Below are 15,342 nucleotides of genomic sequence, written 5' to 3' on the forward strand. Positions count from 1 at the left end.
GATAGTCTCCTTCAGGCAATGGGCGGGGGAATGTCGTTCAGGCCCCGGGCAGAACAGGACCGGTTCCGGCACCGGTCTTCTCAATGGCGGTGGCGATGTCCCTCATGTCCTCAGCCGTGAGTTCCAGCGAGGCGGCGTCGATCCAGCCATCGATCTGCTCCGGTGCGCGCGCGCCGACAATGGCGCCGGTCAGTCCCGGCCAGGCCAGCACCCAGCCGATGGCAACCGCTGCCTGGCTGACGCCGTGACGCGCGGCCACCGGCTTCAGCGCATCGGCGAGCGCCAGATTGGCGGCAAGCTTTTCGCCGCTGAACTGCTGATTGTTGCGGCGCCAGTCATTCTCCGGCAGGCTGGCAGCACGTTCCTTGCTGAAACGCCCGGTCAGAAGCCCGGCCTGCATCGGCGAATAGCAGATCACGCCGGTCTGGTTCTCCAGGCACCAGGGCAGCAATTTCTCACCGCTATCGCGACGGATTGCCGAAAACGGCGGCTGCAGCGTATCGACATGGCCGATGACTTCGGCCGCTTCGAGTTCGGCAACGGAATGGTTGGAAAGGCCGATGGCCCTGACCTTGCCCTCGCGCCGCATCTCGCACAGCGTGCCCCAGTAGTCAGCCAGCGGGACATCGCCGGAGGGCCAGTGCACCTGATAAAGATCGATCCGCTCAACCCCGAGACGTTTCAGCGACGCGTCAAGCTCACGTCTCAGGCTGTCGGGATGGCCGATCCGCTTCGGCGGGGCGGCATGATCGGCCTCGTCCCAGACGACACCGCATTTGGTGAAGACATAAGGCCGCTCCGACAGGGGAATATCGGCGAGCGCCCGCCGGACCACATCCTCGGAGTGGCCGAGGCCATAAACGGCAGCCGTGTCGATCCAGTTGACGCCAAGCGCCACAGCGCGGCGAATGGCGGCAATCGATGCGCTGTCATCCTGATCGCCCCAGCCGGAGGCCCAGTCACCGCCGCCGATCGCCCAGGCGCCGAAACCGGTCCGGGTAATCATCATGTCTGTCTTGCCGAAGGCGCGTTTCGGCAGGTCGGTTCCTGATTGTCCTGATTGCGTCATGACGTTTCCACCGCGGCCAATGCCGCGGTCCTTCTCCAGAAATGCAATGAACGGGACCGGCGCAGAATGCGTCTCCCGAAAATGGAATTCAAGACTAACGCATCGGCTCGAAAATCGGAATCGATTTTCGAAAAGAACGATGCTTGGATTCAACAAGATAGAGCGTCCTGGTGCGTCCAAAAGGACGCCCGGCGCTCTAACGGACGGACAGCAAAGGGTCCATGTCATCCGTCAGAAAAGACAAAGGCCGGGCTCAGCTGTCCCGGCGCTTTTTACCCGTCGCATTGCGGGTGAAGAGAAAGGCAAGGCCGGCAATGGCCGCCAGGCCGGAAATCGGCCGCTCCCTGATCATCGCCGGAAACAGGCCCAGCACACCGGTCAGCATCTCGGCATTGGCGATCCGGGCTTCTTCATAGCGCAGCTTGTCTGCCCGGTTCATCAGCATCAGCCAGACAAGCGCGAACAGAGCCAGCGCCAGCGAGGCAAGTGCAAGGGTCAGCACGGCCCCCAGCGCACCGAGTTTTGTCGAAAGCCAGATGGCCAACGCCGCCACAGCCCAGCCATAGGCTGAGAGCAGCAGGACAAGAATGATCACGCCGGCCACGGCATTTCGCCGCGCCGCGCGACCAAGGGTCCGCCCATCAAGACTAAGAGCGATGGCAGCGAAATCGATGATCCGGTTCATCGATCAGCGCCGGGTGAAAAGCGCGGCCAGAAAGCCAATGCTGGCAGCAATGGCAACCGACTGGATCGGCTTCATGCGGATCCGCTCTTCGACCTCTTCCTCGAAGGAAATGGCTTCATCGCGGGCGCGCTCATAGGCTTCCTGGGTCGCCGCATAGGCCTCGTCGCGAATCCGCTCGGCCCGGGCCTTGGCGGATGCGACACCTTCCTCGGCGCGCGCCTTGGCCTCTGCCGCCTTTTCCGTGCCGAGATCGCCGATCAGCTTGGTCAGCTGTGCGATATCGTCGCGAAGCTGATCGATCTGAACCTGGATATCCTCAGGCGCCGTCTTGCCTGTTTCGCCCGTGTCCTTCGCCGTCGCTTTTGCTGCAACCATGTTCTTTCTCCGTCGTTGAAACTGGCAACCTAACTGTAGAATGCGCAAGCTGCCCTGTCAGTTCCATCGCGAAAAATGCGCATTCCTCAGATGCTCAGAAAAACATATAGGAAGTGCTGGCGCCGTTCACAGACTTCTTTCGTCTCCCATGACGAAAAAACGCCGCTTCATCCGGCCGCAGGCAATGGCATTCCCTCGATATTGCCCTTGCCCACATGCGCCATGATGGCGCGTCTGAGCTCGTCCATGGTGTTGTAGAAGCGCCCGTCGAGCTCATGGACATGAAATTTCACCGCGACAAAGCGCAGCCGCCCGTTATCGGGCACGACTATTCCCACCGGTTGCCCGGCATATTCCACCATCTGCTTTTTCATGATCGTGTCCGGCAATCGCGAAGACGACTGCCTGGCCTTTCGATTTTCAACCTTGAGGAGAATTTGCGACTATTTTGTAAGCTGAAGACAGCACATTCGCATGGTACTCCGGCGATAGCAGGCGGCCGGAATCGATATTTTGCGCATCATGGTAGACATCAAGCGCTCCCTCTTGCAGTCGTTTCGACGGCGGTTCGCATCGTTGTTTATAAACCGAACCATTCACCGCGAAAAGAATTGTAAACCGTCAGTGTGACGGATTTCTTTCGGAAAATTGTCAAAAACCCGGCAGGTCCTAAAAGAAATTTTCAAATTTTCGCAAGACCGGTCATTCACCCGATTCGCCCAACGGGCAGATAGGCGCAGGGCGCATTATAACAAGAGGGGGCCGACAAAAAAGTCAGCCCCCTTCCGGTAAAAGCACAACCTGGAGATTATTTCGGTTTCACCCGAAAGCGTCTCACCCCATACGTTCTGAGGCATAGGACCCAGCCGAGGGCGGGAAAACCACGGTGCGGTTGCCATTGATGAAGACACGGTGATGAATATGGGCATGGACGGCCCGGGCCAGAACCAGCGCCTCGACATCACGGCCAAGCGCGACATAGTCATCGGCGCTCTGGGCATGGGTGATACGCACCGTCTCCTGCTCGATGATCGGACCTTCGTCCAGCGCAGCTGTGACATAATGCGCCGTCGCCCCGATCAGCTTCACCCCACGCTGATAAGCCTGCTTGTAAGGATTGGCGCCCTTGAAGGACGGCAGGAAGGAATGGTGGATATTGATCACCTGGCCTTCCATATGCTCGCAAAGCCTGTCGGACAGGATTTGCATGTAGCGCGCCAGGACGACAAGTTCGGTCCCGGTCTCATCAACAAGCTCCAGCAACTTTTCCTCAGCCGCCGCCTTGGTCTCCTTGCGCACCGGAATGTGGTAGAAGGGGATATCGTGATTGACCACGAGTTTCTGATAATCCAGATGGTTTGAAACCACGCCGACGATATCAATCGGCAGGGCGCCGATACGCCAGCGGTAAAGCAGGTCATTCAGACAATGACCGAAGCGCGAGACCATGATCAGCGTCTTGATGCGGTGCTCGCCATCATGCAGCTTGAAATTCATTTCAAAAGGCGCGGCAACCGGCTCAAATCCCGCACGCAGGCTCTCCAGACTGGCACCGGTCTCCGGAATGAAGCTCACGCGCATGAAGAACTTGCCGGTTTCAAGATCGTCAAACTGCGAACTGTCGACAATATTGCAACCTTCATTGGCCAGATAGCCGGAAATGGCGGCCACGATCCCGCGGGTGGAGCGGCAGGTTACGGTCAAGACATAGTTCTTCATTTCAGGTCCCATCTAAACCCGCCCGATATGGCGGCAATCCGCTCTAGAACATCGCAATCAGGCTTGCAACCGCAAGACAGCCCGATGCCGCTTTACCAGCCCATCAAACACGGCAAGCGTTCGACAAGCAGCCACGTCCGCGACGTGAAAATGTGCGTCGCCGTCATTTTCCGGTACACGGACCCGCAAAAAGACATCGCTTTCACGTTTATTTGACCTTTTCTTTCGACTATTCTTTCTGAGTAAGCTTGCCCGGACACTACGGGCTGAGATGGAGTAGACGATGCCCCCGGGATTTCGGCCATGGACCTTCCCTTTGAGACATTACCGGACATTTGCGCATATGGCGCTTGCCGCAGTGCTGGCTTTTGCGCCGTTTTCGACGGCAGCGGCGGCCTGTGAGATGAGCCTGCGCGGGATCAATCTTGCCAGCGCCGAATTCGGCGTTCCGGGCGATGCCTACGGCACCGGTTATATCTATCCGACCGAATCCGTGATTGAAAAATTCGCCGATGCCAAATTCAATACGATCCGACTTCCCTTTCTCTGGGAACGGCTACAGCCGACACTGATGCAGCCGCTTGATTCCGATGAACTCGACCGGATCCGTGAGACGGTGAAGCTGGCGCATAAATACAATATGGCGATCATTCTCGATCCGCATAATTATGCCCGCTACTATGGCAATCTGATCGGCAGTCCGCAGGTACCGGTCGAAGCCTTTGCCGATCTTTGGAAGCGGCTCGGCGCTGTCTTTGCCAATGATGACGGCGTCATCTACGGGCTGATGAACGAACCCTACGACATCGAGGCCAATGACTGGCTGACCGCCGCCAATGCCGCCATCAATGCCATCAGAATGATCGGCGCCGGCAATCTCCTGCTCGTTCCCGGCACCGCCTGGACCGGCGCGCATAGCTGGGAGCAGACCTTTTACGGCCCGTCGAATGCCTCGGTCATGACCGGCGTCGTCGATAGCAGCAACAACTTTGCCTATGAAGTCCATCAATATACCGACAGCGATTATTCCGGCAAAGCCGCCGATTGCTCCAATATCGCCGGCGCTGTCGACAGCCTGAAACAGTTTACCGACTGGCTCAACGCCAACAATGCCCAGGGTTTTCTCGGCGAGTTCGGCACCACCGATGGGCTGAACTGCCTGGTGGGGCTGAAGCAGATGGTCGATATCATCCACAACGATCCCAAGGCCTGGATCGGCTGGGCCTATTGGGCCAGTGGCGACTGGTGGCAAAAGGGCACGCCGATGATCATCCAGCCCAATCCGCGCGATGGCGGCAGCCAGCAGCTGCGGACGCTGGAACCGATCCTGAACGATCCCGATACCGACAGAACCAGCTGCAACGGCTGACCCTGACCCGGGGCCACATCCCCGATGCCCTATTCAGCAACCGGCGCCCACAAGACATCCTCGATGCGACGTGCGCCGGTTGCCAGGATCACAAGACGCTCAAAGCCAAGTGCAATGCCGCTGGCCTCAGGCATGAAAGACAGGGCGGCGAGAAAATCCTCGTCCAGCGGATAGGTCTCACCATAGATGCGCTGCTTTTCGGCCATATCGGCGCTAAAGCGCAGGCGTTGCTCCACAGGATCCGTCAGTTCGCCGAAACCATTGGCAAGCTCGACACCGCAGACGTAAAGCTCGAACCGCTCCGAGACCCGCGGATCCCCCGCATCCCTGCGGGCCAGCGCCGCCTCCGGCGCGGGGTAGCGATCCAGAAAGGTCGGCCGCTGATGACCGAGATGCGGCTCGATGCGCTCCACCAGAACGCGGGTGAAGAGGTCTGACCAGTTGTCATCGGCCGAATAGCCAATAGCGGCGCGCTCCAGCCCCTCGGCAAGGCGATTGCGATCCGTCGTGCCATCGGGCGCGATCGTCGCCAGAAGATCAATGCCGGCATGGCGGAAGAAGGCGTCGGCAACGCTGAGGCGCTCCGGCTCGGCAAAGGGATCACAGCCAATGCCGCGCCAGCTGAAGGCCGTCACGCCGGCAGCATCGGCAGCCATCTGCATGATGGCACAGCAATCTTCAAACAGGCGGGCATAGGGCTCTCCGGCGCGATACCATTCCACCATGGTGAATTCGGGATGGTGCAGCGGTCCGCGCTCGCGGTTGCGCCAGACATGGCCGAAGGAGAAGATCCGCCTCTCGCCAGCGGCCAGAAGCTTCTTGGCGGTGAATTCAGGCGATGTATGCAGATAGCGGCGCTGCGGCAGTCCGTCATTGCCGATCATATCGGTGGCAAAGGCGTGAAGATGGGTTTCGTTTCCGGGTGAAACCTGCAGCGCCGGAACGTCGACACCGACGAAATCGGCATTGGCGAAATAAAGTCTGAGCCCGGCTTCGATGCGATTGCGCGCCAGAAGAATGGGACGACGATCGGCATGCCGGTCCGGATGCCACCATTGAGAGGGCTGAACTTCGCTCATTTAGGCTGCTTTCTGTCGTTCACGGGCTTTGCAGACTGGAATTTCTTTCGGTTTTGCGCTAGTCCCCGCGCAGGTTTTAAAGTTTTGCGGGCCGCGTTGCTGATCCATTAAGCAGATCGCGCCGACGTTACAAGGAAGTCTCATGGTTAAGGTCATCGCCTCTTCGCTGCGCAAGGGCAATGTCGTCGATGTCGACGGCAGGCTCTATGTCGTTCTTACCGCCCAGAATTTTCACCCCGGCAAGGGCACGCCCGTCACCCAGGTGGACATGCGCCGCATCGCCGACGGTGTGAAGGTTTCGGAGCGCTGGAAGACGACCGAGCAGGTCGAGCGCGCCTTTGTCGAAGACAGCAACTTCACCTTCCTTTATGCGGATGGCGAAGGCTTCCACTTCATGAACCCGGAAAGCTACGATCAGGTCACGATGAGCGCTGATGATGTCAGCGATGCCGCATCCTACCTCTCGGAAGGCATGGCCGTCGTCCTGTCGATCCATGAGGGCAATCCGATCTCGCTGGAACTGCCGCGCCACGTCACGCTGGAAATCACCGAGACCGAGCCGGTCGTCAAGGGCCAGACGGCGTCGTCGTCCTACAAGCCTGCCATGCTGTCGAATGGCGTGCGCACCATGGTGCCGCCGCATGTCACGGCCGGTACCCGTGTCGTCATCCTCACCGAGGATGGCTCCTATGTGGAACGCGCAAAGGACTGATTGCAGACCTTCGGCATGTCCTGTTTTTCGCGACCCCGGCCTCACCGCCGGGGTTTTCTTTTGCGTCGCGGCAATGCCGACCGGCGGGCAGGACGACAAAGCACTGAAATCCGACGGCTGAATTCGTTGCGCGCCAATTCATCGCTTGACGCCTGGCAGGGTCGTAACGTCATATTCGGGGTGTAATAGAAGTCCGGTTCTGGAGGGAAACGGCGGCCTGTCCGAGGGGGCTGGCCGGAGACCGGATTTCGCTCTTTCCCCTGATCAAGAGGAGCTTTCCATGACGAAAATCTTTGCCGCGGCGCTCATTGGCGCGTCCGCCCTTGCCATCTCTGCAGGATCGGCCTTTGCCGAATATCAGCTCAACATCCTGCACACCAATGATCTTCATTCCCGTATTGAGCCAATCACGAAATATGATTCGACCTGCGCACCGGAAGACGATGCTGCGGGCGAATGCTTTGGCGGCGTTGCACGCCTGAAAACCGCAATCGACCAGACCAGAGCCGGTCTTTCCGGGCAGAATGTCCTGCTTCTGGATGCAGGCGATCAGTTTCAGGGTTCGCTTTTTTACACTCAGTACAAATCCGGCCCGGTTGCCGAATTCATGAATGCCATGGGCTATGACGCCATGGCGATCGGCAACCACGAGTTCGACGATGGCCCGGAAGAACTGCTCAAGCTTATCGATGCCGTCGATTTTCCAATCATTTCGGGAAACACCGTTCCGACGGACGACAGTATCCTGAAGGACAAATACAAGGGCTATGTCATCAAGGATATTGGCGGTGAGAAGGTCGCCATCGTTTCAGTTCTCGCCACCGATACCGGCGAGACCTCGTCTCCCGGCCCGACAATCACCTTTGAAGACGATATCGCCTATCTGAAGAAAGCTGTCGGCGAGATTGAGGCCGAGGGCGTCAACAAGATCATCCTTCTGTCGCATGTCGGCTATCCGCGCGATCAGGAAATTGCCGCGCAGGTCGATGGTATCGACGTGATCGTCGGCGGCCATTCCCATACGCTTCTGTCGAACACTGACGACAAGGCCGCCGGCCCATACCCGACCGAGGTTACGAACCCGGCGGGCGTTGAGGTGCCAATTGTCACCGCCTATGCCTATTCGAAATATCTCGGCGACCTGAATGTCACCTTCGACGACAACGGCGTGGTTACGGCCGCATCCGGCGACCCGATACTGCTGGATGCGAGCTTCAAACCGGATGAGGCAATCGCCGCACGGGTCGAGGAGCTGAATGGCCCGCTCACCGAGATCAAGAAAAAGGTCGTCGGCGAGGCGACGGCCGAAATCGTTGGTGACCGCACTGTATGCCGCGCTGCCGAGTGCCCGATGGGCGATCTGGTTGCCGATGCCATGCTGGACCGCGTTGCCGATCAGGGGATCACCATTGCCATCCAGAACGGCGGCGGCGTCAGGGCATCGATTGGCGCCGGCACCGTGACCATGGGTGACGTGCTGACGGTTCTGCCCTTCCAGAACACGATCGCCACATTCCAGCTCAAGGGGTCGGATGTCGTCGCGGCGCTCGAAAATGGCCTGTCCCAGATCGAAGACGGCGCCGGTCGTTATCCGCAAGTCGCGGGCCTGAACTACACTTACGACTCCACCAAGGCACCAGGCAGCAGGATCGTCTCTGTCGAAGTCGATACCGATGGCGACGGCGACTTCAGCCCGATCGAGCCAGACACCGTTTATGGCGTTGTCAGCAACAATTACATGCGCGCCGGTGGCGACGGATATTCGATTTTTGCCGAAAAGGGCATGAATGCCTATGACTTCGGCCCCAATCTCGAAGATGCCGTTGCAGCCTATATCGGCGCCAACAGCCCCTACACACCGGCGATTGATGGCCGGATCACCGATGTTGCCAAATAGGCAGTGAAGTTGATGAATTTCAAAGGGCCCGGTTGCTGATGCAGCCGGGCCCTCAGCTTGCCGACAAAGTCATTCAGCTTGTCTATTTGGGATGGAATAGCCATCGCCTCCGTCGTCATCCCCGTGCTTGTCACGGGGATCAATCCTCTTAAGGCTTTGAATTAGCAGAGTCTTTCGCCGCGCGGACGCGCGGCGGCCGGATGCCTGTGACAAGCACAGGCATGACGCTAGAGAAGGGGCTAGGGTTTGTCAGAAATCTGAGGGCCCGGTTGCTGCTGCAGCCGGGTCCTTTTCTTAGACGCCCGTTTTCAGGCATTCCAGAACGATCAGTCAAATCTGAATCTTGCCGATTGTTAACATTGTGATCACGATTCAGCTCTTGTCGAAACGCAAAACGAGGCCTATTTAATTAATCAGTTGAACAATTTTAGCCGATATGGAGTTTGTCATGATGAAACTGACCGCTTCGCTGGCTCTCGTTTCCTTTGTTGCTTCTGATGCTTTTGCCACCGAGATTGCCACCCGAAACGCCAGCCTGATGCCAAGTGATACTGAAAGCAGCATCGTTGAAATGGCTGCTGAAAGCCCCGTTGCCGACGATGCCGCAATCACCTTCGAGGCCGAGCTTCGCGACTGACCATAACGCCCCTCACAAGGGCCACCGCGCGATATTCCCCCCTGCATCGCCCCTGGCTAAAGTGAACGGACGTCAAAGCAGGACAAGAACTGACCTCCTCCAACTTGTCCGAAAACACAAAACCCGGCCTCCCCCCTCGGCCGGGTTTTGTGCATTTGCACGGCTGCGCTCGTCCAGCCTTTTCATGCCGGTCCGATTGCCGCAGAGGGAAACCTTCGTCGCGACTTCAACAAACGCTCCACCTTCCTATATAAGGTCGTATCGAGCCCGCCATGCAAACCGGGCCAATGTCAGAGGAGCGTAATGTCAGAGATCCATTCAGCCTGGCCGGACAATCACCCCACCGTTGCCGTTGGCAAGGTCGGTGTCCTTCTTGTCAATCTCGGAACACCGGACGGGACCGATTACCGTTCCATGCGACGCTATCTCGAAGAGTTTCTGACCGATAAACGCGTGATCGAATGGCCGCGCTGGCTCTGGTATCCAATCCTCTATGGCATTGTGCTGTCACGCCGCCCCGGCAAGGTCGGCAAGGCCTATGAGACGATCTGGAACAAGGACCTGAATGAAAGCTATCTCAGGACCTATACCCGCAACCAGGCCGAAAAACTGGCTGCTCACTTCGCCGATCGCCCGGCGCTGGTTGTCGACTGGGCCATGCGCTATGGCACGCCTTCGATCGCGGCCCGTCTCGATGCCCTGAAATCGGCCGGCTGCGAGAAGATCCTCGTCTTCCCGCTCTATCCGCAATATTCCGCCTCGACCACAGCCACCGTCAATGACAAGGTCTTCGAAGCGCTTCTGAAGATGCGCTGGCAGCCGGCGATCCGAACCGTTCCGCCCTATCACGATGATCCGGCCTATATCGATGCGCTCGCCAATTCGGTGACGACCCATCTTGCCGGCCTCGACTGGGAGCCGGAGGTGATCCTCACCTCGTTCCACGGCATCCCGCAATCCTATTTCAAAAAGGGCGATCCCTATCACTGCCACTGCCAGAAGACGGCCCGGCTGCTGCGTGAAAAGCTTGGCCTGTCCAAGGAAAGGCTGATGATCACCTTCCAGTCACGCTTCGGACCGGAGGAATGGCTGCAGCCCTATACCGACAAGACGGTTGAGCGGCTGGCAAAGGAGGGCGTGAAGCGGATCGCGGTCATGAATCCGGGCTTCGTCTCCGATTGCCTGGAAACGCTCGAGGAAATCGGCGAACAGGCACGCGAAAGCTTCATCGAACATGGCGGACAGAATTTCACCCATATTCCGTGTCTGAACGACAGCCCGTCGGGAATGGGTGTGTTGTCAGCAGTGGTTCAACGTGAAATTGCCGGCTGGATCTGATATTATCGCCGCATTCGGGGAAAAGCCCGAATGGACTTCGAAAGGATACTGAAATGGCAGTGCTTACGGGCTTCTCCATCACCATTATCATCCTTGCCGTGCTCGTCATCCTGACACTGGTCGCCGGTATCAAGACCGTGCCGCAGGGCTATGGTTACACGGTGGAGCGTTTCGGCCGCTACACGCGCACGCTGACTCCGGGCCTTAACCTGATCGTGCCGTTCATCGATCAGGTCGGCAAACGCATCAACATCATGGAACAGGTGCTCGATGTGCCGACCCAGGAGGTGATCACCAAGGACAATGCCAGCGTCGAAGCCGATGCGGTCGCCTTCTACCAGGTGCTCAACGCCGCCAAGGCCGCCTATCAGGTGGCCAATCTCGAGCTTGCCATTCTCAACCTGACCATGACCAATATCCGTTCGGTGATCGGCTCGATGGATCTCGACGAGATGCTGTCCAACCGTGATGCCATCAATGAGCGGCTGCTGCGCGTTGTCGACAACGCCGTCGAGCCCTGGGGTATCAAGGTCACCCGTATCGAGATCAAGGATATCCAGCCGCCGGCCGATCTCGTCGCCGCCATGGCGCGACAGATGAAGGCGGAGCGCGACAAGCGCGCCCAGGTGCTTGAAGCCGAGGGCCAGCGCAACGCCCAGATCCTGAAGGCCGAAGGCGCCAAGCAGGCCGCCATTCTCGAAGCCGAGGGCGAGCGCGAGGCCGCCTATCGCCAGGCCGAGGCGCGCGAGCGCCTGGCAGAAGCCGAAGCCAATGCAACGCGCGCCGTCTCCGACGCCATTGCCGGCGGCAATGTCGAAGCGATCAACTATTTCGTCGCCCAGAAATATACCGAAGCCATGGCCTCGATCGGTACCGCCAAGAATGCCAAGGTCGTGCTGATGCCGATGGAAGCATCCTCGCTGATCGGCACACTGGGCGGGATCGGCGAGATCGCCCGCTCGGTTTTCGGCAAGGATGGTCTGGGCGAAAGCGAAGAACCGCGCCCGGTGCGTTCGACCCCTTCGATCCGCAACGAACCGGAAAGCTGAGGGGGCTGAATGATGGAAGGGCTTATCGGCCTGCTCGACCCCTGGCTCTGGTGGATTGTCGGCCTGGTTCTGCTGATCGCAGAACTGCTGCTGCCTGGCGTATTCCTGATGTGGATCGGCATCGCCGCGCTGGCGCTAGGCATCCTGTCGCTGGCCTTTTCATCCTTCGCCTTCTGGATATGGCAGTTGCAGCTTCTTCTGTTCGCCGCCTTTTCAGTGCTGGCAATCCTTGGCGGACGAAAGCTGCTCGCCAAGGGGGATGCCCCACCGGATGAACCCTTTCTCAACCGCCGGACCGCCAGCCTTGTCGGCCGCAGTGGCGTTTTGACGGAAGCGATCGACGGCGGGCGCGGGCGCATGCGCCTCGACGACACGATCTGGATCGTCGAAGGCCCCGACCTGCCGGAGGGCACCCATGTCAGGGTCATCTCCGGCGAAGGCGAAAGACTGTCGGTGGAACCGGGACAGAAAGCCTGATTGGCCCCTCAGGCTGCACCGATCTTGAGAAAATCATGGAAATGGACGATGCCAACCGGCCGGCCGGCCGCATCGACGACCATGAGCGCCGAGATATTGTGCTTGTGGATCAATGCCAGGGCGCCAGAGACCAGCATGTCCTGACGGACAACTTTCGGATCCCGCGTCATGATGTCGTCGATCTTCAGCGTGCTGACATCCCGCCACAGATTGCGCGCCAGATCGCCATCGGTGACGATACCGGCAAGCCTGCCATCATCATCGACGGCACCAACGCAGCCGAACCGCTTCTCCGACAGAACCATGACCGCCTCTGGCAACGCTGTTCCGAGCTTCACCAGCGGCATGGACGTGCCGACATGCATGATATCGGCCACCTGCGACAAGAGCGCACCCAGTTTGCCGCCCGGATGGTAGACCTTGAAATCCCCGGCGGAAAAGCCGCGCGCTTCCAGAAGCGCGATCGCCAGGGCATCCCCGATGGCAAGCTGCATCGTCGTCGATGTTGTCGGCGCCAGCCCGTGCGGGCAGGCCTCTTCGGCTTTCGGCAGGGCCAGCAGGATATCAGCGGCGCGGCCAAGCGTTGACTGGGCGCCGGCGGTGATCGCGATCAGCGGAATGGCAAAGCGCCGTGTATAGGCCACCAGCGCCGATAATTCGCTGCTCTCTCCGCTCCACGAGAGCGCCACGACGGCATCCCTTTGCGACACCATGCCGAGATCGCCATGATTGGCCTCGGCCGGATGAACGAAGAAGGACGGGGTTCCGGTGGAGGCAAAGGTGGCGGCGAGCTTGGAGCCGATATGGCCGCTTTTGCCGACGCCGGAAACGACCACGTGACCTTCGATCTGCTTCAGCATGGCAACGGCGCGGCCAAGCGGCGCGCCAAGCCCGTTCTCCAGCGCGGCCGATACCGCTTCCAGCCCCTTGCGTTCAAAGGCAAGTGTTCTGAGGGCCGACTGACCGGCCGCCGCGATCATTTGCATGTCGTCTTTTTCAACCATGGCTGATGCTGTTAGCCCCTTCATTGCCCGCAGGCAATCGCAATTAAGCGCGTAAATTGTCCAAAATGGGAAAGCGACAGATCAGATTTTCCGCTTCATCCAGTCCAGTGCCAGCGCCGGCCAGGCGGCCTGGCTTCCCTCCAGTGAACGCAGGGCGAAACCATGCGGTGCTTCACCGAAGACATGGGCATCGACCGGCAGGCCCGCCTGCGCCGCAGTCGCCAGGAAATTCAGCGCATGCTGCAGCGGAACGGATGTGTCGTTCAGCGCATAGGCCAGAAAGACAGGTGTTTTCGGCCAGCCATGCGGCTGCCCGTAAATGCCGATCGGCCAGTCGTCATAGAAAGCCTGTTTCTCCACCGGCGGATAATCGGATTTGCCCGGCGGAAACTTGTAGTCCCGATGATTGGCGTTCAGTGGTGCATAGGTAATGATGGTGCCGGACGCCCCGAGCGCGTGATCCTGACAGGACATGACGCCGGCGAGATGTCCGCCCGATGACAGGCCGACATGGAAAAGCGGCAAGGCCGGTCCAGCGCTTCCCAGCTGATCGAGCGCCGAAAGACCATCGGCAAGCGCGATATCCTTCGGATAGACCCCGCCCATGCCGTTATCCTGACCCGGCAGGCGGTGGACAAGAATGTGAGGCTCGATACGATTTGCCGCCAGCCAGAGAGCGACTTCCATGCCCTCCTTGTCATAGACCAGCTTGGTGTAGCCGCCTCCGCCATAGACGATCGCGCGGGCCAGCGGTTGTTCGACAGGAAAAGAATGAAGCTCGGCCCGGCTGACGGTACCGAACTGTCGATCGGGCCAGGAACCCGACAGCCGGTTTTCGGCGCCCTGGCTCAGGATTGTGACGACCGGTTGCGGCGGCTTTTCAGGAAGAGAATTGACGGTATCAGTCATGGCACTTTTCAAAAATGAAACGGCGGCGCGAATTGCGCCGCCGGACTATAACACCGCAAAGGGATCGATGGCTATTTCAGCGCGGCGATCAAAGCTTTCAATTCGTTCTCGACCTTGGGACGGATATCCGGACGTTTCAGCGCCAGCGCCACATTGGCAATGATGAAACCTTCCTTGGAGCCGCAATCATAGGTCTGGCCGTCAAAGGCATAGCCATAGAAGGCCTGTTCCTTGGCGAGCTTCAGCATTCCATCCGTCAGCTGGATTTCATTGCCCGCACCGCGCTCGAGATTGGCAAGGATCGGGAAGATTTCCGGCTGCAGGATATAACGGCCATTGATGAAATAATTCGACGGCGCGGTTCCGGGTTCCGGCTTCTCTACCATTTCCGTGATCTTGAAGCCGCTGCCAACGCTTTCGCCGACGCCAACGATACCATATTTATGTGTCTGGGACGGGTCACATTCCTCAACCGAGATCACGTTGCCACCGCTGACATCATATACATCCATCATGCCCTTCAGGCACGGGACGTCCGCAGCCATGACCATGTCCGGCAGGATCAGCGCGAAAGGTTCGGGGCCGATGATCTCGCGGGCACACCAGACGGCATGGCCAAGACCGTGCGGCTCCTGCTGACGGGTAAAGGTCGAGGTGCCGGCCTTCGGCAGCATATCGGTCAGAAGGCTCAGCTCCGCCTTCTTGTTGCGTGCCTTCAGCGTCGCTTCCAGCTCGTACTGAATATCGAAATAATCTTCGATGACGTGCTTGTTGCGGCCCGTGACGAAAACAAAATGCTCAATGCCGGCGGCGATCGCTTCATCGACCACATACTGAATGATCGGCTTGTCTACGACAGGAAGCATTTCCTTCGGCACAACCTTGGTCGCCGGCAAAAACCGGGTCCCGAGCCCGGCGACAGGGAGAACGGCTTTACGCACCTTACGAAATTCAGACAAGTAAACCTCCAGTTAAATTACCAGGCCAGCATATAATTATCAGTCTCTAATATGAACATTGGAT

16 protein-coding genes are annotated in these 15,342 nt (G+C 58.9%); 7 read left to right on the forward strand and 9 right to left on the reverse strand.

Annotation, left to right across the window (positions count from 1 at the left end):
- Window positions 1–37 precede the first annotated feature (37 nt).
- The 5 genes from HCK86_RS02280 to purU form a co-directional block, all read right to left on the reverse strand.
- Window positions 38–1,069, reverse strand: a complete 1,032-nt coding sequence (locus tag HCK86_RS02280; RefSeq protein ID WP_210259786.1) for an aldo/keto reductase — start codon at window positions 1,067–1,069, stop codon at window positions 38–40.
- Between the two features lie 253 nt (window positions 1,070–1,322).
- Window positions 1,323–1,754 carry a hypothetical protein gene (locus HCK86_RS02285; protein ID WP_176082834.1) on the reverse strand — a complete coding sequence of 144 codons (432 nt, stop codon included), beginning with the start codon at window positions 1,752–1,754 and terminating at the stop codon, window positions 1,323–1,325.
- A 3-nt stretch (window positions 1,755–1,757) separates the two neighbouring features.
- Window positions 1,758–2,129, reverse strand: coding sequence for a DUF883 family protein (locus HCK86_RS02290; RefSeq protein WP_176082835.1), 372 nt, complete (start codon window positions 2,127–2,129; stop codon window positions 1,758–1,760).
- 167 nt (window positions 2,130–2,296) lie between these two features.
- Window positions 2,297–2,503, reverse strand: coding sequence for a hypothetical protein (locus tag HCK86_RS02295; protein WP_176082836.1), 207 nt, complete (start codon window positions 2,501–2,503; stop codon window positions 2,297–2,299).
- A 460-nt stretch (window positions 2,504–2,963) separates the two neighbouring features.
- The gene (gene purU, locus HCK86_RS02300) at window positions 2,964–3,848 is read right to left on the reverse strand and encodes a formyltetrahydrofolate deformylase (RefSeq protein WP_176082963.1); all 885 of its coding nucleotides are present in this window, start codon (window positions 3,846–3,848) and stop codon (window positions 2,964–2,966) included.
- Between the two features lie 343 nt (window positions 3,849–4,191).
- Here purU and HCK86_RS02305 point away from each other — a divergent pair, with 343 nt between their 5' ends.
- On the forward strand, window positions 4,192–5,217 hold the full coding sequence (locus tag HCK86_RS02305) for a glycoside hydrolase family 5 protein (protein WP_246739412.1): 1,026 nt from the start codon (window positions 4,192–4,194) through the stop codon (window positions 5,215–5,217).
- A gap of 29 nt (window positions 5,218–5,246) precedes the next feature.
- Here HCK86_RS02305 and epmA read toward each other — a convergent pair whose 3' ends face one another.
- A complete protein-coding gene (gene epmA / locus HCK86_RS02310) occupies window positions 5,247–6,296 on the reverse strand; it encodes an EF-P lysine aminoacylase EpmA (protein ID WP_176082838.1) in 1,050 nt (349 codons plus the stop codon).
- Window positions 6,297–6,438: 142 nt separating this feature from the next.
- Between epmA and efp the strand changes: the two genes are divergently transcribed.
- The 6 genes from efp (at window position 6,439) to HCK86_RS02340 (ending at window position 12,406) form a co-directional block, all read left to right on the forward strand.
- On the forward strand, window positions 6,439–7,008 hold the full coding sequence (gene efp / locus HCK86_RS02315; RefSeq protein WP_176082839.1) for an elongation factor P: 570 nt from the start codon (window positions 6,439–6,441) through the stop codon (window positions 7,006–7,008).
- A gap of 280 nt (window positions 7,009–7,288) precedes the next feature.
- Entirely contained in the window at window positions 7,289–8,905 is a 1,617-nt protein-coding gene (locus tag HCK86_RS02320; protein ID WP_176082840.1) for a bifunctional metallophosphatase/5'-nucleotidase, read from the forward strand.
- 448 nt (window positions 8,906–9,353) lie between these two features.
- A complete protein-coding gene (locus tag HCK86_RS02325) occupies window positions 9,354–9,542 on the forward strand; it encodes a hypothetical protein (RefSeq protein WP_176082841.1) in 189 nt (62 codons plus the stop codon).
- Window positions 9,543–9,845: 303 nt separating this feature from the next.
- Window positions 9,846–10,880 carry a ferrochelatase gene (hemH, locus tag HCK86_RS02330; RefSeq protein ID WP_176082842.1) on the forward strand — a complete coding sequence of 345 codons (1,035 nt, stop codon included), beginning with the start codon at window positions 9,846–9,848 and terminating at the stop codon, window positions 10,878–10,880.
- 53 nt (window positions 10,881–10,933) lie between these two features.
- Window positions 10,934–11,929 (forward strand): SPFH domain-containing protein, encoded by a 996-nt coding sequence (locus HCK86_RS02335; RefSeq protein WP_176082843.1) that lies wholly within the window; start codon window positions 10,934–10,936, stop codon window positions 11,927–11,929.
- Window positions 11,930–11,938: 9 nt separating this feature from the next.
- Window positions 11,939–12,406 (forward strand): NfeD family protein, encoded by a 468-nt coding sequence (locus HCK86_RS02340; protein WP_176082844.1) that lies wholly within the window; start codon window positions 11,939–11,941, stop codon window positions 12,404–12,406.
- Window positions 12,407–12,414: 8 nt separating this feature from the next.
- Here the strand turns inward: HCK86_RS02340 and HCK86_RS02345 are convergent, their stop codons facing one another.
- The 3 genes from HCK86_RS02345 to galU form a co-directional block, all read right to left on the reverse strand.
- Entirely contained in the window at window positions 12,415–13,392 is a 978-nt protein-coding gene (locus tag HCK86_RS02345) for a KpsF/GutQ family sugar-phosphate isomerase (protein WP_246739413.1), read from the reverse strand.
- Between the two features lie 99 nt (window positions 13,393–13,491).
- On the reverse strand, window positions 13,492–14,319 hold the full coding sequence (locus tag HCK86_RS02350; protein WP_176082846.1) for a prolyl oligopeptidase family serine peptidase: 828 nt from the start codon (window positions 14,317–14,319) through the stop codon (window positions 13,492–13,494).
- 71 nt (window positions 14,320–14,390) lie between these two features.
- Window positions 14,391–15,278 carry a UTP--glucose-1-phosphate uridylyltransferase GalU gene (galU, locus tag HCK86_RS02355; RefSeq protein ID WP_176082847.1) on the reverse strand — a complete coding sequence of 296 codons (888 nt, stop codon included), beginning with the start codon at window positions 15,276–15,278 and terminating at the stop codon, window positions 14,391–14,393.
- Window positions 15,279–15,342: the final 64 nt, after the last annotated feature.

The organism is Martelella sp. HB161492 (assembly GCF_013184775.1).
Taxonomy (GTDB): domain Bacteria; phylum Pseudomonadota; class Alphaproteobacteria; order Rhizobiales; family Rhizobiaceae; genus Martelella.

Excerpts from the sequence above, each read along its gene's own strand:
- HCK86_RS02280 (WP_210259786.1), bottom strand. The coding sequence starts at position 1,069 with ATGACGCAATCAGGACAATCAGGAACCGACCTGCCGAAACGCGCCTTC.
- HCK86_RS02285 (WP_176082834.1), bottom strand. The coding sequence starts at position 1,754 with ATGAACCGGATCATCGATTTCGCTGCCATCGCTCTTAGTCTTGATGGG.
- HCK86_RS02290 (WP_176082835.1), bottom strand. The coding sequence starts at position 2,129 with ATGGTTGCAGCAAAAGCGACGGCGAAGGACACGGGCGAAACAGGCAAG.
- HCK86_RS02295 (WP_176082836.1), bottom strand. The coding sequence starts at position 2,503 with ATGAAAAAGCAGATGGTGGAATATGCCGGGCAACCGGTGGGAATAGTC.
- purU (WP_176082963.1), bottom strand. The coding sequence starts at position 3,848 with ATGAAGAACTATGTCTTGACCGTAACCTGCCGCTCCACCCGCGGGATC.
- HCK86_RS02305 (WP_246739412.1), top strand. The coding sequence starts at position 4,192 with ATGGCGCTTGCCGCAGTGCTGGCTTTTGCGCCGTTTTCGACGGCAGCG.
- epmA (WP_176082838.1), bottom strand. The coding sequence starts at position 6,296 with ATGAGCGAAGTTCAGCCCTCTCAATGGTGGCATCCGGACCGGCATGCC.
- efp (WP_176082839.1), top strand. The coding sequence starts at position 6,439 with ATGGTTAAGGTCATCGCCTCTTCGCTGCGCAAGGGCAATGTCGTCGAT.
- HCK86_RS02320 (WP_176082840.1), top strand. The coding sequence starts at position 7,289 with ATGACGAAAATCTTTGCCGCGGCGCTCATTGGCGCGTCCGCCCTTGCC.
- HCK86_RS02325 (WP_176082841.1), top strand. The coding sequence starts at position 9,354 with ATGATGAAACTGACCGCTTCGCTGGCTCTCGTTTCCTTTGTTGCTTCT.
- hemH (WP_176082842.1), top strand. The coding sequence starts at position 9,846 with ATGTCAGAGATCCATTCAGCCTGGCCGGACAATCACCCCACCGTTGCC.
- HCK86_RS02335 (WP_176082843.1), top strand. The coding sequence starts at position 10,934 with ATGGCAGTGCTTACGGGCTTCTCCATCACCATTATCATCCTTGCCGTG.
- HCK86_RS02340 (WP_176082844.1), top strand. The coding sequence starts at position 11,939 with ATGATGGAAGGGCTTATCGGCCTGCTCGACCCCTGGCTCTGGTGGATT.
- HCK86_RS02345 (WP_246739413.1), bottom strand. The coding sequence starts at position 13,392 with ATGCAAATGATCGCGGCGGCCGGTCAGTCGGCCCTCAGAACACTTGCC.
- HCK86_RS02350 (WP_176082846.1), bottom strand. The coding sequence starts at position 14,319 with ATGACTGATACCGTCAATTCTCTTCCTGAAAAGCCGCCGCAACCGGTC.